The 24,069-nt window shown below is 69.4% G+C and carries 21 protein-coding genes and 2 tRNA genes; 11 read left to right on the top strand and 12 right to left on the bottom strand.

Going from position 1 to position 24,069, the window contains the following annotated elements; genetic code table 11:
• Positions 1-6: 6 nt before the first annotated feature.
• From benC to fabG, 5 genes are read left to right on the top strand one after another with little or no spacing between them, the layout of a single operon-like run.
• Positions 7-1,566 carry a benzoate 1,2-dioxygenase electron transfer component BenC gene (gene benC / locus ACFPUZ_RS02950; RefSeq protein ID WP_376999715.1) on the top strand — a complete coding sequence of 520 codons (1,560 nt, stop codon included), beginning with the start codon at positions 7-9 and terminating at the stop codon, positions 1,564-1,566.
• Entirely contained in the window at positions 1,563-2,390 is an 828-nt protein-coding gene (locus ACFPUZ_RS02955) for a 1,6-dihydroxycyclohexa-2,4-diene-1-carboxylate dehydrogenase (protein WP_376999717.1), read from the top strand. Before benC ends, ACFPUZ_RS02955 begins: the two co-directional genes overlap by 4 nt.
• A gap of 30 nt (positions 2,391-2,420) precedes the next feature.
• Positions 2,421-5,078, top strand: coding sequence for a helix-turn-helix transcriptional regulator (locus tag ACFPUZ_RS02960; protein ID WP_376999719.1), 2,658 nt, complete (start codon positions 2,421-2,423; stop codon positions 5,076-5,078).
• Positions 5,078-5,815 (top strand): CPBP family intramembrane glutamic endopeptidase, encoded by a 738-nt coding sequence (locus tag ACFPUZ_RS02965; RefSeq protein WP_376999721.1) that lies wholly within the window; start codon positions 5,078-5,080, stop codon positions 5,813-5,815. The genes ACFPUZ_RS02960 and ACFPUZ_RS02965 overlap by 1 nt, the downstream gene beginning before the upstream one ends.
• A 58-nt stretch (positions 5,816-5,873) precedes the next feature.
• Complete coding sequence (fabG, locus tag ACFPUZ_RS02970) at positions 5,874-6,644, top strand: 3-oxoacyl-ACP reductase FabG (RefSeq protein ID WP_376999723.1); 771 nt, start codon at positions 5,874-5,876, stop codon at positions 6,642-6,644.
• A 35-nt stretch (positions 6,645-6,679) separates the two neighbouring features.
• Here the strand turns inward: fabG and ACFPUZ_RS02975 are convergent, their stop codons facing one another.
• From ACFPUZ_RS02975 to ACFPUZ_RS02985, 3 genes are all read right to left on the bottom strand, one after another.
• Positions 6,680-7,117 (bottom strand): nucleotidyltransferase domain-containing protein, encoded by a 438-nt coding sequence (locus tag ACFPUZ_RS02975; RefSeq protein ID WP_376999725.1) that lies wholly within the window; start codon positions 7,115-7,117, stop codon positions 6,680-6,682.
• 297 nt (positions 7,118-7,414) lie between these two features.
• The gene (locus tag ACFPUZ_RS02980) at positions 7,415-8,041 is read right to left on the bottom strand and encodes an ATP-dependent Clp protease proteolytic subunit (protein WP_376999727.1); all 627 of its coding nucleotides are present in this window, start codon (positions 8,039-8,041) and stop codon (positions 7,415-7,417) included.
• A 15-nt stretch (positions 8,042-8,056) separates the two neighbouring features.
• A complete protein-coding gene (locus tag ACFPUZ_RS02985) occupies positions 8,057-8,656 on the bottom strand; it encodes an ATP-dependent Clp protease proteolytic subunit (protein WP_376999729.1) in 600 nt (199 codons plus the stop codon).
• A 168-nt stretch (positions 8,657-8,824) separates the two neighbouring features.
• Between ACFPUZ_RS02985 and ACFPUZ_RS02990 the strand changes: the two genes are divergently transcribed.
• Positions 8,825-9,772: a zinc-binding dehydrogenase gene (locus ACFPUZ_RS02990; protein ID WP_376999731.1), complete on the top strand. Its 948-nt coding sequence runs from the start codon at positions 8,825-8,827 to the stop codon at positions 9,770-9,772.
• 188 nt (positions 9,773-9,960) lie between these two features.
• Here the strand turns inward: ACFPUZ_RS02990 and tig are convergent, their stop codons facing one another.
• From tig to ACFPUZ_RS03005, 3 genes are all read right to left on the bottom strand, one after another.
• Entirely contained in the window at positions 9,961-11,307 is a 1,347-nt protein-coding gene (tig, locus tag ACFPUZ_RS02995; RefSeq protein WP_376999733.1) for a trigger factor, read from the bottom strand.
• 67 nt (positions 11,308-11,374) lie between these two features.
• A tRNA-Pro gene (locus ACFPUZ_RS03000) sits at positions 11,375-11,448 on the bottom strand.
• A 171-nt stretch (positions 11,449-11,619) separates the two neighbouring features.
• Positions 11,620-11,694 (bottom strand) — tRNA-Gly (locus ACFPUZ_RS03005).
• Positions 11,695-11,852: 158 nt separating this feature from the next.
• On the opposite strand from ACFPUZ_RS03005, the gene ACFPUZ_RS03010 reads away from it, so the two are divergent.
• Both ACFPUZ_RS03010 and ACFPUZ_RS03015 read left to right on the top strand, forming a co-directional pair.
• The gene (locus tag ACFPUZ_RS03010; RefSeq protein WP_376999971.1) at positions 11,853-12,590 is read left to right on the top strand and encodes a DUF1542 domain-containing protein; all 738 of its coding nucleotides are present in this window, start codon (positions 11,853-11,855) and stop codon (positions 12,588-12,590) included.
• 21 nt (positions 12,591-12,611) lie between these two features.
• Entirely contained in the window at positions 12,612-13,442 is an 831-nt protein-coding gene (locus ACFPUZ_RS03015; protein ID WP_376999735.1) for an aldo/keto reductase, read from the top strand.
• Here ACFPUZ_RS03015 and ACFPUZ_RS03020 read toward each other — a convergent pair.
• Genes ACFPUZ_RS03020 through ACFPUZ_RS03035 form a run of 4 tightly spaced genes read right to left on the bottom strand, consistent with a single transcriptional unit; the run spans position 13,384 to position 17,241 of the window.
• Entirely contained in the window at positions 13,384-14,244 is an 861-nt protein-coding gene (locus tag ACFPUZ_RS03020) for a glycosyltransferase family 2 protein (protein WP_376999737.1), read from the bottom strand. The two genes, ACFPUZ_RS03015 and ACFPUZ_RS03020, sit on opposite strands and share 59 nt — an antisense overlap.
• Positions 14,241-15,185, bottom strand: a complete 945-nt coding sequence (locus ACFPUZ_RS03025) for a glycosyltransferase (protein ID WP_376999739.1) — start codon at positions 15,183-15,185, stop codon at positions 14,241-14,243. The genes ACFPUZ_RS03020 and ACFPUZ_RS03025 overlap by 4 nt, the downstream gene beginning before the upstream one ends.
• Positions 15,182-16,246 (bottom strand): glycosyltransferase family 4 protein, encoded by a 1,065-nt coding sequence (locus ACFPUZ_RS03030; RefSeq protein WP_376999741.1) that lies wholly within the window; start codon positions 16,244-16,246, stop codon positions 15,182-15,184. The genes ACFPUZ_RS03025 and ACFPUZ_RS03030 overlap by 4 nt, the downstream gene beginning before the upstream one ends.
• On the bottom strand, positions 16,243-17,241 hold the full coding sequence (locus ACFPUZ_RS03035; RefSeq protein WP_376999743.1) for a glycosyltransferase family 1 protein: 999 nt from the start codon (positions 17,239-17,241) through the stop codon (positions 16,243-16,245). The genes ACFPUZ_RS03030 and ACFPUZ_RS03035 overlap by 4 nt, the downstream gene beginning before the upstream one ends.
• A 158-nt stretch (positions 17,242-17,399) precedes the next feature.
• Here ACFPUZ_RS03035 and ACFPUZ_RS03040 point away from each other — a divergent pair, with 158 nt between their 5' ends.
• Both ACFPUZ_RS03040 and ACFPUZ_RS03045 read left to right on the top strand, forming a co-directional pair.
• Positions 17,400-18,326 carry a WcbI family polysaccharide biosynthesis putative acetyltransferase gene (locus ACFPUZ_RS03040; protein ID WP_376999745.1) on the top strand — a complete coding sequence of 309 codons (927 nt, stop codon included), beginning with the start codon at positions 17,400-17,402 and terminating at the stop codon, positions 18,324-18,326.
• Positions 18,323-20,281, top strand: a complete 1,959-nt coding sequence (locus ACFPUZ_RS03045; protein ID WP_376999747.1) for a glycosyltransferase — start codon at positions 18,323-18,325, stop codon at positions 20,279-20,281. The genes ACFPUZ_RS03040 and ACFPUZ_RS03045 overlap by 4 nt, the downstream gene beginning before the upstream one ends.
• Before the next feature lies 1 nt (position 20,282).
• Here ACFPUZ_RS03045 and ACFPUZ_RS03050 read toward each other — a convergent pair whose 3' ends face one another.
• Positions 20,283-20,756, bottom strand: a complete 474-nt coding sequence (locus ACFPUZ_RS03050) for a ribose-5-phosphate isomerase (protein ID WP_376999749.1) — start codon at positions 20,754-20,756, stop codon at positions 20,283-20,285.
• 58 nt (positions 20,757-20,814) lie between these two features.
• A complete protein-coding gene (locus ACFPUZ_RS03055) occupies positions 20,815-21,432 on the bottom strand; it encodes a mycothiol-dependent nitroreductase Rv2466c family protein (RefSeq protein ID WP_376999751.1) in 618 nt (205 codons plus the stop codon).
• A gap of 64 nt (positions 21,433-21,496) precedes the next feature.
• Between ACFPUZ_RS03055 and pepN the strand changes: the two genes are divergently transcribed.
• The gene (gene pepN / locus ACFPUZ_RS03060) at positions 21,497-24,058 is read left to right on the top strand and encodes an aminopeptidase N (protein ID WP_376999753.1); all 2,562 of its coding nucleotides are present in this window, start codon (positions 21,497-21,499) and stop codon (positions 24,056-24,058) included.
• Positions 24,059-24,069: the final 11 nt, after the last annotated feature.

Here is a 24,069-nt window from a genome sequence, read left to right on the forward strand (position 1 = left end):
CCGACCATGTCCCATCAGATTGCCCTGGCCTTCGAGGACGGCATCACCCGTTTCATCGAGTGCGAGGAGGACCAGACCCTGGCCGACGCCGCCTACCAGGCCCGCATCAACATCCCCTTCGACTGCCGCGACGGCGCGTGCGGCACGTGCAAGTCCTTCTGTGAGTCCGGCGACTACGACGAGGGCGAGTACATCGAGGACGCCCTCTCCGAGGACGAGGCCGCCGAAGGCTACATCCTCACCTGCCAGACCCGGCCCTACTCCGACATGGTCGTGCAGATCGCCACGACCTCCGTTCTGGCCAAGACCGGCGCCTCCACCCTGCTGGGCACCATCACCGAGCTGGAGCGCCTCTCCGAGTCCACCGTGAAGTTCGCCGTACAGATCGAGGACCGCACCTCGCTCAACTACCTGCCCGGCCAGTACATGAACATCTCCCCGCCGAACTCGGAGTTCCACCGCTCCTACTCCTTCTCCTCCGGGCCCTCCGAGGACATCGTCACCTTCCTGGTCAAGCTCACCCGCGGCGGGCTCATGTCCGAGTACCTCACCGACAAGGCGCAGGTGGGCGACCGCCTCAACCTCACCGGCCCGATGGGCTCCTTCTTCCTCCGCGAGCCGGTCAACCCGATCCTGCTGCTTGCCGGCGGCACCGGGCTGGCCCCCATCATGTCGATCCTGGAGAAGCTCACCGAGGACGAGCTTCTCGACGTCCCCGTCCGCCTCATCTACGGCGCCACCTTCGACCACGACCTCGTGGAGCTGGAGAAGCTCGACTCCTTCAAGACCCGCCTCCCGGACTTCGACTACATCACCGTCGTCTCCGACCCGGAGTCGAACAACGAGCTCAAGGGCTACGTCACCCAGCACATGACCGAGGAGCACCTGCACGACGGCGCCGCCGACGTCTACCTGTGCGGCCCGCCGCCAATGGTGGAGGCCGTGCGCACGTTCCTCAACGAGCAGCCGAACCCGCCGCAGAACTTCTACTACGAGAAGTTCTCCTCCGCGGCCGGCACCGCCGGTGACTCCAGCGTCACCGCGGACCTGTCCACCACCGACTCCTCCGCGTCGGTCACCATCACCGCCCCGGGCGTGGAGACCGGCCAGGTCCACCGTCTCGACGACGCCGCCTGCGCCATTTTCGACGCCCGCATGGCCCTCGAGCTCGGTGTCATCACCCTGGTCGCCGACCTTCTCGACGCCGAGGACTACGCCACCTTCCGCGAGCTGGCCGAGAAGGCCAACTCCTTCATCGACGGCGAGAAGCTCACCGATGTCGCCGGTTACGTCGAGGCGAACAACGCCTACCACGAGTTCCTCTTCCGCCGTTCCGGCAACGACGCCATGCTGCAGGCCTACCGCAACCTCGAGGTCTCCCGGGTGATGGGCCGCGACCTGGAGGACTCCGGCTTCATGCACGCCGACATCGCCGACGAGCACCTCCAGATCATCGACGCCCTCGAGGCCGGCGATCACGAGCGCGTCCGCGCACTGCTGCGCGCCCACAACGACCACGCCATCCACACCATGGACCAGAACGTGGCCGCGAAGGCTCCGGCATGATGCCCGAGGGCGAGGGGGTCGCCGGTCCCCCGCAACTGCTCACCGCCGGGCGCTTCGCCGGGCAGAAGGTGCTGGTCACCGGGGCGGCGCAGGGCATCGGCCAGGCCGTTGCCCACCGCATCGCCCACGAGGGCGGCGAGCTCTTCCTCGTCGACCGCTCCGAGCTCGTCCACGAGGTCGCGGCAGAGCTGGCCGCAGAGACCGGCGCGACCGTCGGGTCCGCCACGGCGGACTTGGAGACGTGGCAGGGCGCGGAGGAGATGGTGGCGGCGGGCGTCGATAAGCTCGGTTGGCTCGACGTGGTGATCAACAACGTCGGCGGCACCATCTGGGCGAAGCCCTACGAGCACTACTCGCCGGAGGAGATCGAGGCGGAGATCCGCCGCTCGCTGTTCACCACCTTGTGGTCGGTGCGCGCGGAACTGCCCGCGCTCATCGACGCCGGCGGCGGCACCATCGTCAACGTCTCCTCCGTGGCCACCCGCGGCGTCAACCGGGTGCCCTACGCAGCGGCGAAGGGCGGGGTCAACGCCCTGGTCTCCGCGCTGGCGCTCGAGGCGGCGGAGAAGAACATCCGCGTCGTCGCCACCGCCCCCGGCGGCACCCTCGCCCCCGCCCGCAAGGTCTCGCGCGGACCCGGGCCGGACGGCGAGCGGGAGAAGGAGTGGTACCAGCAGATCATCGACCAGACGATTGAATCCTCCCTGTTCAAACGCTACGGCACGCTCGCCGAGCAGGCCGCGCCGATCGTGTTCCTGGCCTCCCGCGAAGCCAGTTACATCACCGGCACCGTGCTGCCGGTCGCGGGCGGCGATCAGGGTTGATAGGGAAGGGCAGGTAGTACCGTGGGCATCGTGTATTCGTCGCATAACCTCGGTTCGCAGCAGACCTCGGGCAAGATTCTTCGCACCGTGGTCGACGACGCCACCGATCTCGAACCCGGTGGCGGCCTGCTCTTCCTCATCACGGGGCCCGTCGGCTCCGGCAAATCCTCCCTCGTCCGGGAGATAGCCCGCTCCCTGCCGGGCTGGTCCGGCATCCGCGTGTCTGCGCTGTCCTGGCACGCGGACGAGGAGGGTGAACTGCTCACCCACATCCTCCACCGGGCGGACGGCACCGGCACCCTGGGCGAGCTGGTCGACCGGGAGGGGGCGCGCACCGCGATCATCATCGACGACGCCCACTGGGCCGACGTCACCTCCCTGCGCGCCCTCGTCGAGGCCACCCGCCGCCTGCGGGAGGGGCGCGTCGTGGTCATCCTCACCGCCTCCGACAAGGACGACGCCGACGACGACCTGCCCATGTCCCGCATGCGCGAAATGGCCGACCACGCCATCACCCTCGCCCCCCTCGACGTGGAGGACGTCGCCGCGCTCGCCCTCTCCAGCATCGGCGCCCACCTCTCCCCCCTCGCCGCGGCGGAACTGCGCGACCTCACCGGCGGCCGCCCCGGCCGCATCCAGGAGGTCCTGCAGGCCGCGCCCGCCGACCACTGGCGCCTTTCCAACCCCCAGATCCCCATCCCCAAACCGTGGCGAGCCGCCCTCGAGCGCCGCACCCGCGGGCTCGACGTCGGCCCGGTCCTCGCGGCCGTCGCCATCCTCCCCGGCACCGGCACCGGCTCCCCGGACCTCATCCGCTTCCTCGCCGACGACCTCGACGGCTCGCTTCTCGACGCCGCCGTCACCGCCGACCTCCTCGAACTCCTCCCCAACTCGGGCGACCCCGTCCTCCGCTTCACCCACCCCACCGACCGCGCCGTCACCCGCGCCACCACCGGCCCCACCCAGGTCACCCGCCTGCACCGCCGCGCCGCCCAGTACCACCGGGCCTCCAACAACCTCGACGCCGCCCTCATCCACGAGGCTCTCGGCGCCGAGGGTGCCGATGACGCCACCGCCCGCCAGCTCGCCGAACGCGGCGAACAACTCGGCGCCGCCGGGCAATGGCTCGACGCCGCCGACGCCTTCGCCCTCGCCTCCAAGGTCGCCGCCCACCCCGAGGTCTCCCACGACCAGCACCTCAACTCCATCGAGGCGCTCATCGCCGCCGCCGACATCCCCCGCGCCCGCCTCCACGCCGGCACCCTCTCGCGCGTGGTCCGCGACGTCAAGGTGGACTCCATGCGCAGCTACCTGGCGCTGCACGAGGGACGCCGCTCCGAGGCCGTCAGCCTCATCGACCGCGCCTGGAACACCCTCGAGGACACCCGCTCCACCGACGCCGCCATGCGCACCCGCGTCGCCTCCCGCAAAGTACTCGTCCACCTGGCCAACTGGGAACCCGAAAAGGTGGTCCACTGGGCCGGCGTCACCGACACCTGGGCCCCCGAAACCTCCCCCACCCGCATCGAGGCCCAGTACATCTCCATGATCGGCCGCTCCGCCGTCACCCGCTCCATCCCCCCGGACGTGCCGCTGCCCGGCGAGACCCCCACCCTGGCGCAGCGCCGCCACATGGCCGCCGGATGGATCCACCTCGTCCACGACGACCCCGTCGCCGCCCGCCGCTACCTCCAGTTCAACCCCGGCAACGAAGGTTCCGAACGCATCTCCCTGTGGATGGACGGGTGGCTCGCCCGCACCCTGTTCATCCTCGGCGAATACCGCGAGGCAGAACGCACCGTCGAACGCGGACTCGCCCGCGCCGAACGCTTCGGCATCCGCTTCCTCGAACCCATCCTCCTGTGGACCGGCGCCCAGATCGCCGCCTACCGCGGCGACCGCGAACTCGCCCGCTCCTACGTCAACCGCCTCACCTTCAGCCACGACGCCTTCGTCATCCAGCGCATCCCCTCCGCCATGTGCCGCATGCTCATCGGCGGCATCGAAGGCGACGTCTCCGGCATGAACCGCGCCGGCGAGACCCTCGTGTCCATCTCCCAGGAGACCGACATCTCCCAACCCGGCTTCTGGCCCTGGGAAGACGTCTACGCCCAGCACCTCGTCCTCACCGGGCGTATCGACGACGCCGACGCCATCACCTCCATCGCCGAAGAACGCGCCGCCGAATCCGGCATCGGGTCGCTGCACGCCAAGCTCGCCGTCCCCCGCGCCGGCATCCTCATGCAACGCGGCGACATCGAGGGCGGCATCCGCCGCTTCGAGGAGGCCATCGAGCAGATCGAATCCCTCACCATGCCCACCTACCAGGCGCGCATCCTCTACGAATACGGACGCGTCCTCCGCCGCCTGGGCCGCCGCCGCCACGCCGACGAAGCCTTCGCCCGCGCCGGCGACGTGTTCGCCGCCATGGGCGCCACCGAATTCGTCAACCGCTGCAACCGCGAACGCCGCGCCGGCGGCCTCGGCACCCGCACCACCGGCGCCGGAGGACTCACCCCGCAGGAGGAGGAGATCGCCAAGCTCGTCGCCGAGGGCGCGACCAACCGCGAGGTCGCCCGCGAACTGTTCCTGTCCTCGAAGACCGTCGAGTACCACCTCACGCGCGTGTACCGAAAGCTCGGCGTGCGCACCAGGAACGAGCTGCCGCGCGTGCTGGACGAGTTGTGATGGGCGAGCTGGTCGACTTCTCCCTCGGAGTCCTCCCGGGGATGGTGCTCCTCGTCCCGGCTTACCTGCTGGTCCGCGCGGTGAGTGAACCACTCCTGCGGATCGGTGTGCTCATCCTCGGCTTCATCCTGCTTCGTGACGCCATGACCCCCGCCGGCCTGTGGTCCTTCGGGCTTGTCGACGCCACCGTCCCCTGGCTGCGGATGACCGACAACATCGTGGTCCTCCTCGGGTTCGGGCTGGGCAGTCTGGGCATCGTCGGCCTCACGCTTCTCGACGCCCCCTTGCGCACCCTCCTCCCCTATGGCCGCCCACCCCTGGTGTCCGTGCCCCTCGGAGTGCTCGGCGGAGTCCTCGCCGCCGCCCCTGTCCTGGCGTTCTCCCTGGGGACCCCACTGGCCGAACGCGGCGGTGACGTGGCCGTCGGTGTCCTGCCTTTCCTGTTGTTCATGTGCCTGGCGGGCAACTTCGGCGAGGAGGTCTTCTTCCGCGGCTACCTGCAGGGCCGGTTGATGCAACTGACCTCCGGGCTGCGCGCGGCTCTCATCTCCGCCGTCCTCTTCGCCGCCTGCCACTCCTTCCTCGCTCTCAACCTCACCGACGTCGGTTGGCCGCTGCTGGCGTTCACCCTGTGGGAGGGGTTGATCTGCGCTCTGCTGCGCTGGAGAGTCGGGCTCAGCGCCGCCGTCCTGGCCCACGGGCTGGCCATCTTCCTGCTCTCCGCCGGGCTGCTCTGACGGCACATCGGTACCGTGGAAAACGACCCTCTCCCCCACCCACAAGGAGTCGCGCCACATGTTCGATCTGCACAACCAGACAGCCATCGTCACCGGAGGTGCCGCCGGCATCGGCCGCGGCATCGTCGAATCGCTCCGCGAAGCCGGAGCAACCGTCATCATCGCCGATCTCGACCTCGCCGCCGCCGAGCAGACCGCCGCCGAGACCGGCGCCCACGCCCGCGAGCTCGACGTCACCGACCGCGCGCAGGTGCGTTCGGTGTTCGCGTCGGTCGCCGAGGAGTTCGGTGGAATCCAGATCTTGTGCTCCAACGCCGGTGTATTCCCGCAGGCCACCCTCGACGAGCTTGACGACGAGAAGTGGCAACAGATGTTCGACATCAACACCCGCGGTACCTTCGTCGTCGTGCAGGAGGTGCTGCCGTACATGCGTCGCGAGCGCTACGGGCGCATCGTCATCACCACCTCCATCACCGGATCCCACACCGGCTACCCCGGCTGGTCCCATTACGGAGCCTCCAAGGCCGCGCAGCAGGGTTTCATGCGCGGCGCTGCTCTGGAGATCGCCCGCGACGGCATCACCATCAACGGCGTCCTGCCGGGCAACATCCTCACCGAAGGGCTGAGGGCCCAGGGTGAGGAATACCTCGCACAGATGGCCCGCGGCATCCCTGCCCTGCGCCTGGGAGACCCGCGTGACATCGGCAACGCCGCCACTTTCCTGGCCACCCGCGAGGCCGGGTACATCACCGGCCAGACCCTCGTCATCGACGGTGGACAGATCCTGCCCGAGTCCCCCGAAGCGATCCTCCCGCCGCACGAGGAATGAGGCTGCGCAGTACGTTTCCGCCCCGCGGCGGGTATTCATCCACCGAGACGCTCACGAAGCCGCATCCTCAGCCACTGCGGATCCCCGACGACGGCGCGACCCTCACGGGCGATGTTGTCCATCACCCCGCTGGGCACCACCTCGCTGTCACGCAGCAGCAACGGGCGCGGCTCGTTTCCCGTCCATCTCTCCACGTTCTCACTCAGGGTCGTGAGACAGTTTTCGATGTGCTCGTCGGGGACATCATCAGGGAAGACGACCAGCAGGTCGATATCACTGTCCGTGTGCATCTTCTCGCGGGCTGCAGAGCCGAACACGTAGAGTGCCACGGGCCGAGGCTCCCAGGTGTCGACCGCCTCACGCAAGCGTCGGTAGAACTCCTGCCGGGCGGCAGCAATGAGTTCGACGGCAGGAGCGAGAACATGGTCGCGGTTGACCTGGTAGCCCACGCTGCGACCGATGGTCTGCGCCACGCAGGATGCCCTGTTCCTCCAGCCGTCCGAGCCCGTCGTGGACGGCGCGCAGTGAACCGGTCTCCGGCAGCAGCCGGTGGATTTCCGCGGCGGTAAGTACGCGAGTGGAGCGTGCGAGCACGGTGAGCAGCTGGGAATCGATCCCGGTGGGTGCGAGCGTCGCAAAGGGATTCTGTAGTCGCACGATCATCACCTCCAAGGCAGATTATTGCATAGCCGTGCAGATTTCTGCACCACGCGGGCGTCGATAAGCATGCAAAAAAAGGGGCCCCGCAGGGCCCCTTCCAGCGCAACTACCTAGGCGTTGAGCTTGCGGTAGTCGAAGACGGTGTCGATGATGCCGTACTCCTTGGCTTCCTCGGCCGTGAGGATCTTGTCACGGTCGGTGTCGAGGCGGATCTGCTCCTCCGTGCGGCCAGTGTGACGCGCCAGGGTGGACTCCATGAGACGACGCATGCGCTCGATCTCGGCGGCCTGGATCTCCAGGTCAGAGACCTGGCCCTGGGTGCCCTGGGTGGCCGGCTGGTGGATGAGCACGCGCGCGTTCGGCAGGGCGGCACGCTTACCCGGGGCGCCGGCGGCCAGCAGCACGGCGGCGGCGGAGGCGGCCTGGCCGAGGCAGACGGTCTGCACGTCCGGGCGGACGTACTGCATGGTGTCGTAGATCGCCATGAGCGCGGTGAAGGAACCACCGGGGCTGTTGATGTACATGGTGATGTCACGGTCCGGGTCAAGGCCCTCGAGCACGAGCAGCTGCGCCATGATGTCGTTGGCGGAGGTGTCGTCGACCTGGGTGCCCAGGAAGATGATGCGCTCCTCGAAGAGCTTCGCGTACGGGTTGGTTTCCTTCGTCCCGTAGGCGGACTGCTCGATGAAGGAGGGCAGGACGTAGCGCGACTGGGGCATCTGGAAGTTGTTCATCATGTTCTCTCTCATTCCCTAGTTGCTGATCGGGCCCTGGGCGTGGCTGATGACATGGTCGACGAGGCCGTACTCCTTGGCCTCCTCGGCGGTGAACCAGCGGTCGCGGTCGGAGTCCCGGGTGATCTGCTCGAAGGTCTGCCCCGTGTGCTCGGCGATGAGCTCGGCCATCTCACGCTTGGTGGCGGCGAACTGCTCGGCCTGGATGGCAATGTCGGCCGCGGTGCCGCCGACGCCGGCGGAGGGCTGGTGCATCATGATGCGGGCGTGCGGCAGGGCGTAACGCTTGCCCTTGGTGCCGCCGGAGAGCAGGAACTGGCCCATGGAGGCGGCCAGGCCCATGCCGTAGGTGGCGATGTCGCACGGGGAGTACTTCATCGTGTCGTAGATGGCCATGCCGGCGGTGACGGAACCACCCGGGGAGTTGATGTACAGCGAGATGTCGCGGGTGGGATCCTCCGCGCTCAGCAGCAGGATCTGGGCGCAGATCTTGTTGGCGATGTCATCGTCGACCTGCTGGCCGAGGAAAATGATGCGCTCGCGCAGCAGACGCTCGTACACCGAGTCGCCGAGGTTCATGCCCGCCCCCGGGGACGTCATCCGGATCTGATCAGTCATGTCAGTCACACTCCTTTTGTTCGATGGCTCCCAGGGTACTAGTGCCACTCCCCGGATCGCCCTTCTGTTCGCTCACAGCGTCCCAACGCTTCTCGACGCGCCGGCATTCCCGAACCCCACTATTATGGGACATGTCAACCACCACCTTCGAGAACCAGGAGCGACATCATGCAGGCATGGCAGTTCACCAACACCCACGAACCCCTCCTCCTCACCGAGGTACCGGAACCCACCGCCGGTGAGGGCGAAGTCGTCCTCGAAATGAAGGCCGCCGGCCTCTGCCACTCGGACGTCGGCCTCCTGGAGGACGAGGGCTGGCTGTCGATGCTGGCCAAGCGCCCCATCACCATCGGCCACGAGAACGCCGGCGTCGTCGCCGAGGTCGGCCCCGGCGTCACGGACTTCCAGGTCGGCGACCGCGTGGGTGTGTGCCCCACCACCGCCGCCGGTGCCCCCGGCTACTCCTTCGACGGTGGCTTCGCCCCGCGCATGGCCGTCGCCGCGGAGGCGCTCGTCCCGCTGCCGGATAACGTCGACTTCCTCCAGGGCGCCGCCGCCACCGACGCCGGGATGACCTCCTATGCCGCCGTCATCACCCAGGGCGGAGTGAAGGAGGGGGATGTCGTCGGGATCATCGGCCTCGGCGGGCTCGGCCAGATCGGCGCGAAGGTCGCCCTGCTGGCCGGCGCCGAGGTCTACGTCGCCGAAGTCAACGAGAAGGTGTGGCCCCTGGCCACCGAACTTGGAGCCAAGGGCGTGCAGAAGTCCATCACCGAGTTCGAGGACGTCACCTTCGACGTCATCGTCGACTTTGCCGGCTTCGACACCACGACCGCGCAGGCAGTCGACATCATCCGTCGCGACGGCACGGTGGTCGTCGTCGGTATGGGCAAGCTGGAGTCGACGATCTCGACGAAGTCGCTCATCCTCAACCAGGCCCGCCTCATCGGCTCCAACGGCGGCACGAAGGAGGACGTGGCGGGCGTCTACGAGTACATGGCCACCGGCCAGCTCAACCCGACGATCACCACCATCGGCTTCGATGAGATTCCCGAGGGCATCGAGAAGCTGAAGCGCGGCGAGGTCGTCGGCCGCCTGGTGGCGAGCTTCGAGTAGCACACTCGGGGCTCGAGGCTCGGGGCTCGGTATCGTCCTGTCGCGATCACCGTGATCCCGAGCCCACGAACGGGCCCAACCGCCCCTCCCGAGGGGACGCGCCCGAGCCCCGAGCTCTGGGATTGTGAGACAGAAAGAAGCGCCCCCGACCACAATGGTCAGGGGCGCGTTCAGCGATTCAGGAGGAACTAGTCCTCGGAAGCCTCAGCCTCGGTCTCCTCGCCGAAGTACTCGGCCGGGTCGACGTCGTTGCCAGCATCGTCCTTGACGGAGACGCGGCAGATGGCGGCCGCGAGAGCCTTGCCACGGCGAACATCGGAGAAGAGGTTCGCGATCTGGCCGGACTGCTGCAGCTGGCCGACGAACTGGTTCGGGTCCATGCCGTAGGACTGGGCGGTGAACAGGATGTGATCGGTGAGCTCCTGCTGGGAGACCTCCGGGTTCTCCTGCTCAGCGAGGGTGTCCAGGAACAGCTGGGTGCGCACGGCCTCCTCGGAGTCCTTGCGGGCCTGCTCGTCGAACTCCTCGCGGGTCATTCCCTGGGACTTCAGGACCTCGTTGAGGGCGTTCTCGTCGTGGGCCATCTGACCGAGCAGCTGATGGAGCTGCTGGTGGACCTGCTCGTCGACGATGGACTCCGGCAGGGCGAAGTCGGTCTTGGCCAGGGCAGCCTTGAGGACCTCGTCGCGGATGTTGGCGGCCTGCTGGGCCTTCTTGGACTCCTCGACCTGGGACTTGGTGGCGTCGCGAAGCTCCTCGGCGGTGTCGAACTCGGAGGCGAGCTGTGCGAACTCGTCGTCGAACTCGGGCAGCTTGCGCTCCTTGGTCTGCTGGACGTGGACGGCGACGGTGGCCTCCTTGTCCTTGTGCTCACCGGCGACGATGGTGGTGGTGAACTCGTTGTCCTCGCCGGTCTTCAGGCCGCGCAGTGCCGTGTCGAGGCCGTCGATGAGGTCGCCCTGGCCGATCTCGTAGGACAGGCCCTCGGTGGTGGCCTCGTCGACGACCTCGCCGTCGACGGTGGCCTTGAGGTCGATGACGGCGAAGTCGCCGGTCTTCAGCTTGCGCTTGGTGTCCTTGAGCTCACCGAAGCGGGCGCGGAGACGGTCGATCTCCTCGTCGACGGCGGCGTCGTCAACCTCGATGGCCGGGACGGTGACGGAGAGGTCAGCGAAGTCCGGGACCTCGATCTCGGGGCGGACGTCGACCTCGGCGGTGAACTCGACGAACTCGTTGTCCTCGACCTTGGTGATGTCGATGTTCGGCTGACCGATGGCGACGATCTCGTTCTCCTCGATCGCCGTCTGGTACTGGCGCGGCAGCATGTCGTTGACAACCTGCTCGAGGATGGGGCCACGGCCGTAACGGGCGTCGATGAGCTGGCGCGGAGCCTTGCCCTTACGGAAACCCGGGATGGACACCTGCTGAGCGATAGCCGAGTAGGCCTGGTCAATCTCAGTCTTCAGGTCCTCGAAGGGGACGTTGACGGTGAGCTTGACGCGGGTGTCGCTCAGCTTCTCGACGGAACTCTTCACGAGTAACTCTCCTGGTTTCACATTGAATGGCAGTTCATTTGAGCCCGGCATGACACCGGTCCCTACGTCGGGGCGACAGGATTTGAACCTGCGACCCCCTGCTCCCAAAGCAGGTGCGCTACCAAGCTGCGCCACGCCCCGTAGGTGTGGTCAGCAGTCTACCGGCAGCCCGCCACAGCCCGCCGCATGGGGGTCACAAACGCCGCACAGATCCGCCACCGCCCGGAAAGCACCTGCTCAGAGCAGCGACTCCCCAGTCCCTCCGACACGACGAAGCCCTGCGCCGACTCCGGCGCAGGGCTTCTGAGAAATTGGAGGGAATGACGGGAATCGAACCCGCGTCTTCAGCTTGGAAGGCTGAGGTATTAGCCACTATACGACATTCCCCTGCGTGTGCCGGACCAGTCTAACGCATGACGGGCGGGGAGAGAAAATCGGAACTTTCCGGCACCGACAGGCGTTGGAGGGTTAACAGATATAGAAAGGGCTCTTCCGTGGAACTGCTTCTCCTCCTGCTCGTGCTCGGCGGCGGCGCCGCCTGGTATATGAACCGCACCACCAAGAACAAGACCGCCGAGCTCGAACAGTCGCGGCTCGCCGATGCGCAGGCGGACGCGCGGCGGTGGATCGAAAGGCTCGGCTCGCAGGTGCTCACCATCGCGGGTAACGACGCCGCGTCGACCCAGGCCATCGCCGACGCCTCCGAGCGCTACAACGCCGCCGCCTCGGCGATCTCACAGGCGCAGACGGTGAAGCAGGCGGAGCTGGCCCGCGAATCCGCCCTCGAGGGCCTGCACTACATGAACGCCGCCCGCGAGATCATGGGCATGACCCCCGGCCCGGAGCTGCCCCTGCTGGAGGGCCAGCGCAACGCCGGCAAGGTGACCGAGCGTCGCACCATCGAGCATGAGGGCCAGACCCTCACCGCCTCCCCGGTGGCCACCGACGAGACGCCGAACTACTACCCCGGCGGCAACGTCGCGGGCCGCCCGGTCCCGGCCGGCTGGTACTCGCGCCCCTGGTGGGCCGATGCGATGGCCACCGGCATGTGGACGGCGACGTCGATGATGATGTTCTCCATGATGTTCTCCGGCATGGCCGGCGTGGGCTACGGCGGGGACGCCTGGGCCTCCGGCTACGGCGAGGGCTACCAGGACGCGATGGAGGGCGATGCCGGAGACATGGGTGACATGGGCGACGGCGGCGACATGGGAGATATGGGTGACATGGGAGGCGGCGACGGCGGCGGCTTCTTCGACGGCGGTTTCGACTTCGATTTCTGATCCCGGCGTAACATCGGGGACATGACACCAACCATTCCCTCGATCACCCTCCACGACGGGACCTCCATCCCCCAGCTCGGGTTCGGCGTGTGCCTCATCCCCCCGGGGGACACCGAGCGCCTGGTCAGCGAGGCCCTGGAGGCCGGGTACCGCCACTTCGACGCAGCCGCCATCTACGGCAACGAGGAGGGCGTCGGTAAGGCGATCGCCGCGTCGGGCATCCCCCGCGACGAGATCTACGTGACCACCAAGTTGTGGAACGACCGCCACGACGACGCCGCCGACGCCCTGTCCGAGTCTCTCGAGCGACTCGGCTTCGACCACGTCAACCTCTACCTCATCCACTGGCCGGTGCCGCGGCAGAACCGCTACGTCCAGGCCTGGGAACAGCTCGTTGAACTGCAGGAACAGGGCCTGACGAGGTCGATCGGCGTGTCCAACTTCCTTCCCGAGCACCTCGACCGCCTGGAGATGCACTCCTCGGTGCTGCCGGTGGTCAACCAGGTGGAGCTGCACCCGGCGTTCCAGCCGTGGAAGGACATCGACGCCGCGCGCGTGCACGGCATCAAGGTGCAGGCCTGGTCGCCGCTGGGCCGGGGCCGGGACGATCTTCTCGACGCCCCCGAGATCCTCGACGTCGCCGCCGCCCACGGCGTCTCCCCGGCGCAGGCGGTCATCCGCTGGCACCTGCAGAACGGCGTCATCCTCTTCCCCAAGTCGGCGCACCCGGAACGCATCCGGGAGAACATCGATGTCTTCGGTTTCGAGCTCAGCCCCGACGAGATGGCGGCGATCACCTCATTGGACGAGGGGGAAGCGGGGCGCGTCGGGGAGCATCCGAACGAGGTGTGACCCGCGCCTGCCGGGAGTTGACGGCCACCCACCGGCCGTCGCGGAAATCCACCGCGCCTTCGTCGGCGAACTTCTCCAACCAGCCGCTCATGGGCCAGAAGCCCCAGATCCCGTGGAACCTCTCGGCGTTGCGCAGGATGTCGTGGAAGTGCTCCCACGGAGGGTCGGAGACGGGGTGCCACTGGTGGAAGGCGTCGGCGCCCCCGACCCAGATGAGCGGGATGCCACAGGCGCGCAGGTGCTGGCCGAAGTCGGTGTCCTCGGCGCCGTAACCGGTGTAGCCCTTGTCGAAGCCGCCGAAGCTGCGCCGGATGCGCCGCCACGTGTCGGCGGTGAGAGCGAAGGAGAGGGACCAGAAGAGTTCGTAGTCGCGGTCGTCGGCACGCAGCAGGGTGCCGGCCGGCGGGTCGGGGCGGGCCGGGTGCGGGGAGCGACGGTGGGTGCGGTGCTCCCCGTCGGGCAGATAGGTGACGGGTCCGGCGACGACGGCCTCGGGGTGCGCGGCCAGCGCCCGGCGGTAGGCGTCGATGAGGGAGTCGCCGGGCAGGCAGTCGGCGTCGAGAAAGACGATGATGCCCTCGCTGTTGCGGGCCGCCACGTCGCCGCCGAGATTGCGGGCGCCGGCGAGGGAGAACTCCCCGAGGGAGATGACCTCGGAATCGGGCAGGGCCGTGGCCAGGGCCTCGGCATCGCCGAGCGCGACCACCAGGTGCCGGACGTCGCGGGGCAGGCACGCGGCCTGGCGGGCGACATGGGGCAGGCGTCCGGCGTTGGACAGGGTCACCACAGTCACTGGGGTCACTGGTGCACCACCTTCCGTATCACGTCGGCCGCACGCGTCGCTGCTCCGGAAGTCTGCCACCGGATCCACCTGCTGTCCAGCGCTTTCGCGGCGTCGAGAAGCTGCGGCCACTGACCCGGGTCAGGGAAGTCGGGGCGGACGAGGGCGAGTGCGGCGCTGTCGAGCAGCGTGGCGGTGGCGTGCTGCTCGCCGAAGGGGCGGTCCTGGGGCAGGACCAGCGCGGGGGTGCCGGCGACGGCGATGTCCGCAACGGAGCCCTGCCCGGCGGCGCTGACCACCACCGACGCGCCCGCGAGGTACGGCAGGGGATCGACGACCGCGGTCCCGCCCCCGAGGAAGCGGAATTCCCGGTCAGGGCAGGCGGCCCGGACCGCGTCCCACTGACCCGCGGTCCACCCCGATCCCCCGCGCCCGCTGAGCACGACGATGTCACCGTCGATGACCTCGCCCACCTCCTCGACGCGCGCGATCCCGCCGACCTGGTGCACGCGGGCCCCGTGGGCGCGCAGGTGCGCGGGCAGGGGTACCCAGTTCGGCCACGCCGCGATGATGGCGTCGGCCTGGCGGTAGCCGTGCTGGTGGGCGGCGTCGTGACGCGCGCCGGGCATGGCGAGGGTGATCACCGGCACGCCCATGAGGCGTACGAGGGACGCCACCTCGACGGAGACGTCGACGTAGAAGGCCGCCGGGCGGTGCTCCGCGATCCACGCCGCGATCTGGGCCATGCGCCCGCGCAACCCGGCATGCCCCACCGGGGCGTAGTGGAGGGTGCCGTGGGCGTCGAGGTCGGCGTCGGCCGGTGCCCCGGCGTCCTCGGCCAGCACCACATCCGCCGCAGGGTCCGTGGACAGCAGCTGCGCCGGCCCCCCGAGCGCTGCCATGATGGCGCGGCACCGGTGGGCGTGCCCGCTGCCGTGGTGGTGGGCGTAGAAACCGATCATCGGGTGGGCACCTCGCTGTAGAGCTCCGCGTAGCGGCGGGCCACCTCGGTGAGACTGTGATGGCGCTCCACCCAGTCGCGGACCACCGCGCGATCGATCCCGGCGGCGACGTGGACGGCCGCGGCCAGGGAGGAGACGTCGTCGGGCGCGGCCAGGGCCGCGGGCGCGGTGGTGAGGAGTTCGCCGAGGCCGCCGCGTCGAAAAGCGGCGACGGGTGTGCCGCAGGCCATCGCCTCGAAGGCGACGAGGCCGAAGGGTTCTTCCCAGCGCGGGGTGACCAGGCAGACGCGGCACCTGCTGACCAGGGACTGCAGGGCGGGGTGGTCGAGCTCGCCGACCCAGGTGGCGGCCTGGCCGGTCATGCGCGGGACGATCTCGGTGGAGAAGTAGCGGTGATCGCCGACGCGGCCCGCGAAGAGCAGCGGGATCCCGGCCTGGCGGCAGGCGTCCATCGCCAGGTGCAGGCCCTTCTCCGGCACGATGCGCCCGAACCAGACAGCGGCCTCGCCGCCGGGGCCCGGGTGCCAGTGCGCGGTGTCCACCCCGTTCGGGATGACCGTGGCCGGGCGCGGCAGCACCCACTCCGCGGCGGTGGACGCGGAGACCGCGGTGAAACGTCCGGCCCGGGCACCTGCGGCGGAGATGGCCGCCTGCATCTCCGGCAGGGCCGGGGTGTGCAGGGTGGTCAGCAGCGGCAGGCGGTACTCGAAGAGGACCGGGGTGAGGCTGTTGTTGTGCACGATGTCGTATCCCGCGCCCTCCAGGTGGCGGGCGAGGCGGTGGAAGGCGGCGTCCTCGGCGGCCCGCGCGCCGGGCGGGTAGGCGGTGTCGCTGCTGGCCAGGGGGTCGCGCGCCCAGGAGACCCCGGGCAGCTCGTGCGCGCGGACGTGCCCCTGGGACCCGGCCGCCGCGTAGAGGTCGACGGTGTGCCCCAACGCGCGGACGGCGCGGACCAGGGTGTGGCAGAACGCCTCGAGGCCCCCGGCGTAGGGCTCGCGGATGGGATAACGCGCCGGGGCGATCAGGGCGATACGCAGGCGCGGGGCGGTGGCCAGGGTCATCGGCCGCTCACCTCCCGGTAGACCTGGAGGTGAGCCTGCCGGATCTCCGCGAGCTGGCGTTCACGGTCCCCCGCGTAGGGCAGCCGCCCCTGCTCGTGCAGGTGGATGAGCGCGCGGGCGGCGTCCAGGGGATCGCCCGTCGCGTACTCCCGCACGGCCCGGGGATCATCGGCCTGCCCGGCGTACATGCCGCAGTCCGGAACGGCGACGCCGACCCCGAGATCGCGGCACATCTCCAGCCACCCGGAGTGGGTCCCCCGCAGGTAGGGCAGGAGGACGGCCGAGCAGTTGCCGACGGCCCGGTGGAGGGTCTCGTCGGGCATCGGGGAGTGGACGCGGAGCTCGAGGAACCCGGCCGCCTGTTCGCGGGCGAGGTCGTGGATGAGGTGTGCGGTGCGGGCGTCCTCGTGGAGGTGGACACTCAAAGGTCGGCCGGTGGCGCGGTGCAGGGTACGCGCGAGGATGCGGTAGAAGACGGGGTCGGTGATGACGTTGGCGCGCAACGACTTGAGGAACACCCCGACCGCCGTGCCCGCGTTCGCCGGCGCGTCCGCCACCACGCGTGGATGCGGGATGACGTGGGCGCCGGGGCGCAGCCGGGCGGCGGCGGTGTCGGTGAGGGTGAGGCGGGCGGCGGCGGCGTCGAGAAGCACGCGCAGCTTGCCGTGGTGCTCGGCCTGGTCGACCTGGTGCGGGTTGTCCAGGTCGTGCACGGTGAGCACGAGCGGGACGTTGCGCTCCCGGAGGGCCTGCGCGAAGGCGCGGGTGTCCGCGACGCTGAGGTGGTCGAAGCCGAAGTGCAGGTGCACGAGGTCCGGCAGATCGGTGCGAGCGTGCCACCAGTCGGCGTCGAGGGCGGGGTGGGGCCACCACTGACCGTCGATGTCGGGGTCCGGGCGATAGGTCACCTGGGACGGGCGGATGGCCTGTGTATACACGTGTCCGGCCGGGATGGACAGGACATCGAGCGTGTCCACACCACCGTCTGCGCGCATGTCTCACCTCACTGTCAGGTCTGATAGGTATCAGGTGGACCGCGGGACGCACATAAGCGTTCGCTGATATCACCTGACGATGACATCATATGTCGTTCTTTATGTTTTCGGGGCAAAGTGTGGGCTCTAATATGCAACGGTATTGATACATTGGCCCCATGGCCTCCCCACCGGACCTCCCCCGCCGCCGCCACTACGGCGAGTTCTACCAGCTCACCGTCGCCGAAAGGCGCGCGGACCGCCCGTTTGTGGCGGTCATGGGCAACTGCCAGGCGGAGTCTCTCCGCATCCTCCTCGACAGCTCCGGCGCCGTGGATTCCTTCCGCCTCCCCCCGGTCCACGAGTTCACCGCCGAGGACATCGCCCTGCTCGCCCCCGTGCTGGCCCGCGCGGACGTCCTCGTCTCCCAGCCCATCCGCGCGGACTACCGGGAGCTCCCCCTGGGCACGTCCCAGCTCGCCGCCCTCCTGCCGCCGGGCGCGACCGTCCTCCGCTACCCCGTCCTGCGCTGGGACGGGCTCATGCCCTTCCACGCCATCGTGCGGGACCCGTCCGATCCCTCCCACAATCCACCGGTGGTCCCGTACCATGACCTGCGGATTCTCGCTGCCGCCGCCCGCGGCCGCGCCGCCCCCGTGGACGTCGACCCCGGAGCGCCGGCCTTCCGCGCCGCGGCCGCCCTGTCCATCGCGCAACTGCGCACCCGCGAGGAGCACCACGACACGGTGCGCGTCTCCGATCACCTGGAGTCCGCGCCCGTGTGGCACACCATCAACCACCCCTCCAACGAGACACTCGCCGTCCTGGCCCAGCGGGTACTCGACCGGATCGCCCCCGGCGCCACCGTCACCCCACCGGCGGACCGCGAGATGCTCGGCGGACTGCAGGCCCCCGTGGAACACCGCGCCGCAGCCGCCCTGGGCGTGTCCGTCGCGGGTCGCGAGCAGTGGACCGCCGCCGGCGAACCCCTGGACCAGCCCGCGCTGGTGGCCGCGCAGCTGGCCTTCTACCGGGAGCATCCGCAGGTGGTGGCCGCCGGTCTGGAACGCCACGCCGAGCGCCTGGCACTGCTGGGGTTGGCATGATCTGCCATCTCATCGTCGGCCCCGACGGTCACGGCGTCACCGAGTACGCCCGCTCGCTGGCCGCATACTCCCCCGGTTCGGTTCTGCGCGGCCACGGCCCGCTGCCCCCGGGCCCGGTCCACGTCACGTTCACCGATCATCTCTTCGGCGAGACCCCCGCCGCGGGCGTCGAGAAGCTGCTGGCCCGCTGTGCGGGACACCCCCTCAGCGTCAGCCTGCACGACATTCCGCAGGAGGCGGAGGGGGCGCAGCGCCTGGCCCGCCGGGCCCCCGCATACCGGGAGCTGCTCGCCGCGGCCGACCTCGCCGTGGTGAATTCCCACCACGAGGCCACGTTCTTCGGCGGTGACGTCCCCGTCATTCCCTTGCCGGTGCCCACCATCGACTCGCCCTATCGTCCCGTCCCCGGAACAGTGGGGATCCTCGGCTTCCTCTACCCCGGAAAGGGCCACGATGACGTACTCCGCGCGGTGGCCGGCACGGGCCTGCGCGTGCGCGCCCTCGGCGGGGTGAGTGAGGGCCATGCCGGGTACGCGCGGCAGCTGCAGGAGCTGGCGGCAGAGTTGGGCGTCAGCTTCGAGATCACCGGCTGGCTGTCCGAGGCCGACCTCGCCGCCGAGATGGGGCGCATCGAGATCCCCGTGTGCGCCCACCGCCACTACTCCGCCTCCGGCTCGCTCATGACCTGGCTCGGTGCGGGCCGGACAGTGCTGGTCAGCGACTCTCCCTACACCCGGGAGATGGCCGCCACCTGGCCCGGGATCCGCATCGTCACCGACTGGCCGCAGGCCCTGCGGGAGTTCACCCCGGCGCCGCCGACCCGCCCCGCAGGCTGGGAATGGGCCGAGGTGGCCGCCGCGTGGGAGCGGCACTGGCGGGCCTTGTGGCCGCGCGTGTCCGTGGTCATTCCGTACTACAACAACCCGGCGGGGCTGGGGGAGGTGATCGCGGGCGTGCAGAAACAGAACTATCCGGGCGAGGTGGAGATCATCGTCGCCGACGACGGCTCCCCCGTGCCCCCGGACGTGCACGGCAGAGCGCTCGTCGTGAGCCAGGAGGACCGCGGCTTTCGGGCGGCCGCGGCCCGCAACCTGGGAGCCGACTCTGCCACCGGCGAGGTGCTCGCCTTCCTCGACGGCGACACCGTCCCGGCGCCCGGGTACCTGCGCGCCGTCGTGCCGCACGTCCATGCCGAGGGCCGCACCGTGGTCGTCGGGTCCCGCCTCACCGGTCCGGAGCGTGTCGAACCGCAGTGGCTCCGCGACGCCTGGACGCAGACGGGCCACCTCCAACGCGCCGACGGCAGCTCCTGGCGCTTCATCGTCTCCGCCGCCCTCACCTGCGGACGGGACTTCTTCCGCGAGCTCGGCGGCTTCGACGCCACCATGGTCGGCTACGGCGGGGAAGACTGGGAGTTCGGACACCGCGCCTGGGAATCCGGGGCCCGCTTCATCCACGAACCCCGCGCCGTCGCCATCCACGAGGAACCCGACTGGGGCGGGCGCGCCGCCGACACGGGAGAGAAAAACGCCGAATCCATCGCCCTGGCCCACCGCATCACCCACCCGCTGGCCCGCCCGGCGGGAGTCATCTTCGACACCGCCGACCTCGAGGTCCACGTCCCCGGGTGGCCGGACCCCGGCGTCACCGAGACCGTCATCATCGGCTGGCTGCGCGCCGGCGACGTCCACGTCATCATCGACCCCGTCCCCGACCTCTTCCGCGCCGACCCCCGGGTGCGCGCGCAGGCCCACGGTGCGCGTCGCTCCGTGCTTCTCGACGCCCCCGTCATCCCCGATTCCCTCCCCACCACGCACAACGCCACCTGCTTCCGGGCAGGAAGGCAGGTGGCGCGGGTGCGGGGGCGGCGTCGAGAAGCAGCGGTCGAGATCGAGGTGACCTGGCAGCTGATCGACGGGCCCCGTCGACTGGAACGCGAGTTCGCAGGCTGGTGAGTTACTCGGCCGGGAGCTCCGGGGCGACGCCGGTGCGCTCGTAGTCGGCGAGGATGTCGATGCGACGCTGGTGGCGCTCCGCCTTCGACCACTCCTGCTCGAGGAAGGCGTCGACGATGGCCAGCGCCTCCTCCTCGGAGTGCATCCGGCCACCCAGGCCGATGAGCTGGGCGTTGTTGTGCTCACGCGCCAGGCGGGCGGTCTCCGGGGACCACGCCAGGGCGCAGCGTGCACCCTTCACCTTGTTCGCGGCGATCTGCTCGCCGTTGCCCGAACCACCGAGCACGATGCCCAGGGAACCCGGGTCGTTGACGGTGCGGGAGGCGGCCTCGATGCAGAAGGCCGGGTAGTCGTCGTCGGCATCGTAGGTGTGGGCGCCACAATCAATGACGTCGTGGCCCTGCTTCTTCAGGTGCTCGGCGATGATGTTCTTCATGTCAAAACCGGCGTGGTCAGCTCCAAGGTAAACGCGCATGGTGACGATCCTACCCGGGGCCGGCGGAGGCGCGGAACTCGATCCGGCAGGCTGTTGTCTACACCTGCGGGTTCTCCGTGCGGGAGCGCTTGAGCTCGAAGAAGTAGGGGAACTGGGCGAGGCGGACGGCGGCGTCGAAAAGCTCTCCGGCCTCCTCCCCTTCCGGCACGCGGGTGATCACGGGGCCGAAGAAGGCGGTGTCGCCGAGCTGGATGACCGGGGTGCCCACGTCGTCGCCGACCATGTCCATGGCGGACTGGTGGAACTCGCGCAGCTGGTCGTCGACCTGCTCGGAGTTGGCGGCGGTGGCGTAAATGGAGCTCAGGCCAGCGTCCTGGAGCGCCTGCTCGATGACGCCGTCGTAGGCGCCGAAGCCCTTCTTGCCGCTCTCCTTGCCGGCGTGGATGAGGGTGCCCATGGCGGTGTACAGGCCGTCGACGGCGCCGGGCTCCTCGAGGGCGACGCGGGTGAACACGCGCGCCGGGCCCCAGGCGGCCTCCATGGCGGACATGTAGCCGGGGTCGAGGTCGCGGCCGTCGTTGAGCACGGACAGGGACATGGGGATCCACTCGACGGAGATGTCGCGGACCTTCTCCACCTCCTTGATCCAGCGGGAGGTCTGCCAGGCGAAGGGGCAGGTGACGTCGAACCAGAACTTCACGTTGTTTGTTGTCATGATCCCATCGTACGCGGGGACTAGTGTGGGCGGTGCACGTGCAATCCCGACTGAGGAGTACCTGTTGACCTCCATCAATCTCACCCGCGACGAGGCCGCCCACCGCGCCGGCCTGCTCGAGGTGGACAACTACGACATCGCCCTCGATCTGACGGGCGACACCGAGTTCGGCAGCATCACCACCGTGACGTTCACCGTGCGGGAGGCCGGCTCCACCTTCATCGACCTGCGCGCCTCCCACGTGGAGGGGGTGTACCTCGACGGGCAGAACATCCGCCGCGAGGCCCTCACCCTCGACGAGGACGGCTACGACGACACCTACGGCATCGCCCTCACCGACCTCAGCCCCGGCCGGCACTCCCTGCGGGTCACCGCGACGATCCCCTACTCCCGCACCGGGGAAGGTCTGCACCGTTTCGTCGACCCGGCCGACAACGAGGTCTACCTCTACTCCCAGTTCGAGACCGCCGACGCCAAGCGCGTCTTCGCCTGCTTCGACCAGCCCGACCTCAAGGCCACCTACGACCTCACGGTGACCACCCCGGCGCAGTGGAAGGTCATCTCCAACGGCGCGCAGACCACCTCGGTGCAGGGCGACCGCGCCATCCACCGCTCGCGGATCGACTATCCGCTGTCCACCTACCTCGTCGCCGTGTGCGCGGGCCGCTTCACCGAGGTCACCTCCACCTGGCAGGGCACGCTCACCCACCACCCGGAGACCCCGGCGGATCAGCCCACCGAGCTCACCGTCCCCATGGGCCTGTACTGCCGCCGTTCCCTGGCCCGGCACCTCGACGCCGAGCGCCTCTTCGCCGAGACGAAGCAGGGTTTCGACTGGTACCACGCCCACTTCGGCATGGCCTACCCCTTCGGCAAGTACGACCAGGTCTTCTGCCCCGAGTTCAACTTCGGCGCGATGGAGAACGCGGCGTGCGTGACCATCCGCGACGAGTACGTCTTCACCTCCAAGGCGACCCACTACAAGTACGAGCGCCGCGCGGAGACCATCCTCCACGAGCTGGCGCACATGTGGTTCGGCGACCTGGTGACCATGCGCTGGTGGGATGACCTGTGGCTCAACGAGTCCTTCGCCACCTGGTCGGCCGTGATCTCGCAGGCGGAGGCCACGCAGTACGACACGGCGTGGGTGACGTTCGCGAACGTCGAGAAGTCCTGGGCCTACCAGCAGGATCAGCTGCCCTCCACGCACCCGATCCTGGCGGACGCCACCGACATCGAGACCGTCGAGCAGAACTTCGACGGCATCACCTACGCCAAGGGCGCCTCCGTGCTCAAGCAGCTGCAGGCCTATGTCGGCCGCGACGCCTTCCTCTCGGGCGTGCGCCGGCACTTCGCCGACCACGCGTGGGGCAACGCCACCTTCGACGATCTCCTCGCCGCGCTGCAGACCTCCTCCGGGCGCGACCTCTCCGGCTGGGCCGACGAGTGGCTCAAGACCACCGGTATCAACACCCTCTCCCCCGCCGTCACCGTTGCGGACGGCGTCTACGAGTCCTTCGCCGTCGCGCAGGCCGGCGCCGCCCCCGGCGCGGGCGAGCTGCGGACGCACCGCGTGTGCGTCGGGCTCTACTCGCTTATCGACGACCGCGTCACCCGCACCCACCGCGTCGAACTCGACGTCACCGGGGCGCTCACCCCGGTGCCCGAGCTCGTGGGCGTGACGTCGGCCGACCTCGTGCTGGTCAACGACGAGGACCTCACCTACTGCCTCATGCAGCTCGACGACGATTCCCTGGCCTTCGTCGTCGACCACATCGACCGCATCGACGACCCCATGGCCCGCACCCTGTGCTGGTCCGCCGCCTGGGAGGCGACCCGCGACGGCCGCATGAAGGCCCGCGACTTCCTGCGCCTCGTCGCCCGCGGCGCCGCCGCCGAAACCGAACTCGCCGTCCTCGAGCGCATCCTCGCGCAGGCCACCACCGCCCTGCGCACCTTCGTCGACCCGGCGTGGGAGCGCGAAGGCACCGCCCTGCTTGTCGACGCCATCCTCTCCGGCCGCAAGTCCCCCGACCCGGAAGTCGCCCTCGTCTTCTCCCACGCCCTGACGAAGCTGCCGCTCAACCCGCGCGCCGCCGACCGCCTGCTGCAGGTGCTGGAATCCTCCAAGGACGCCGAGCTGCGCTGGCTGGCCCTGGCCGCCCTCATCGCCTACGACCGCGTCGAGGTGGAGGCCGTCGCCCAGGAGCGGGCCCGGGACCGCTCCGCCACCGGCCACCAGGCGGCCCTGCGCGCCGAGGCCGCCGTCAACGATCCGGCCACCAAGAAGCGCATCTGGGACGAGATCATCGCCGGCGACCTCTCCAACGTCGACGCCCGCGTGCGCATGGAGGGCCTCGTCTACCCGGGTTCCGCTGAGCATCTCGCCCAGTTCAACGACGAGTACTTCCGCATCGCCGAGAAGCTGTGGGAGCACCCCTCCTCCGAGATCGCCCTGACCACCCTCACCGGGCTCTACCCGGTGTGGGACATTTCCGCAGCAGGCCTGGCGCGTGCCGACGACTTCCTGGCGCGCGAGCTGCCCGCCGGGTTGCGACGCGTCGTCGCCGAACAGCGCGACCGCGTCGCCCGCGCCCTGCGCAACCGGGAGATCGACGCCTCCTAGGGGACGCCGGG

It is taken from the genome of Corynebacterium nasicanis, from assembly GCF_042658165.1.
Lineage (GTDB): Bacteria > Actinomycetota > Actinomycetes > Mycobacteriales > Mycobacteriaceae > Corynebacterium > Corynebacterium nasicanis.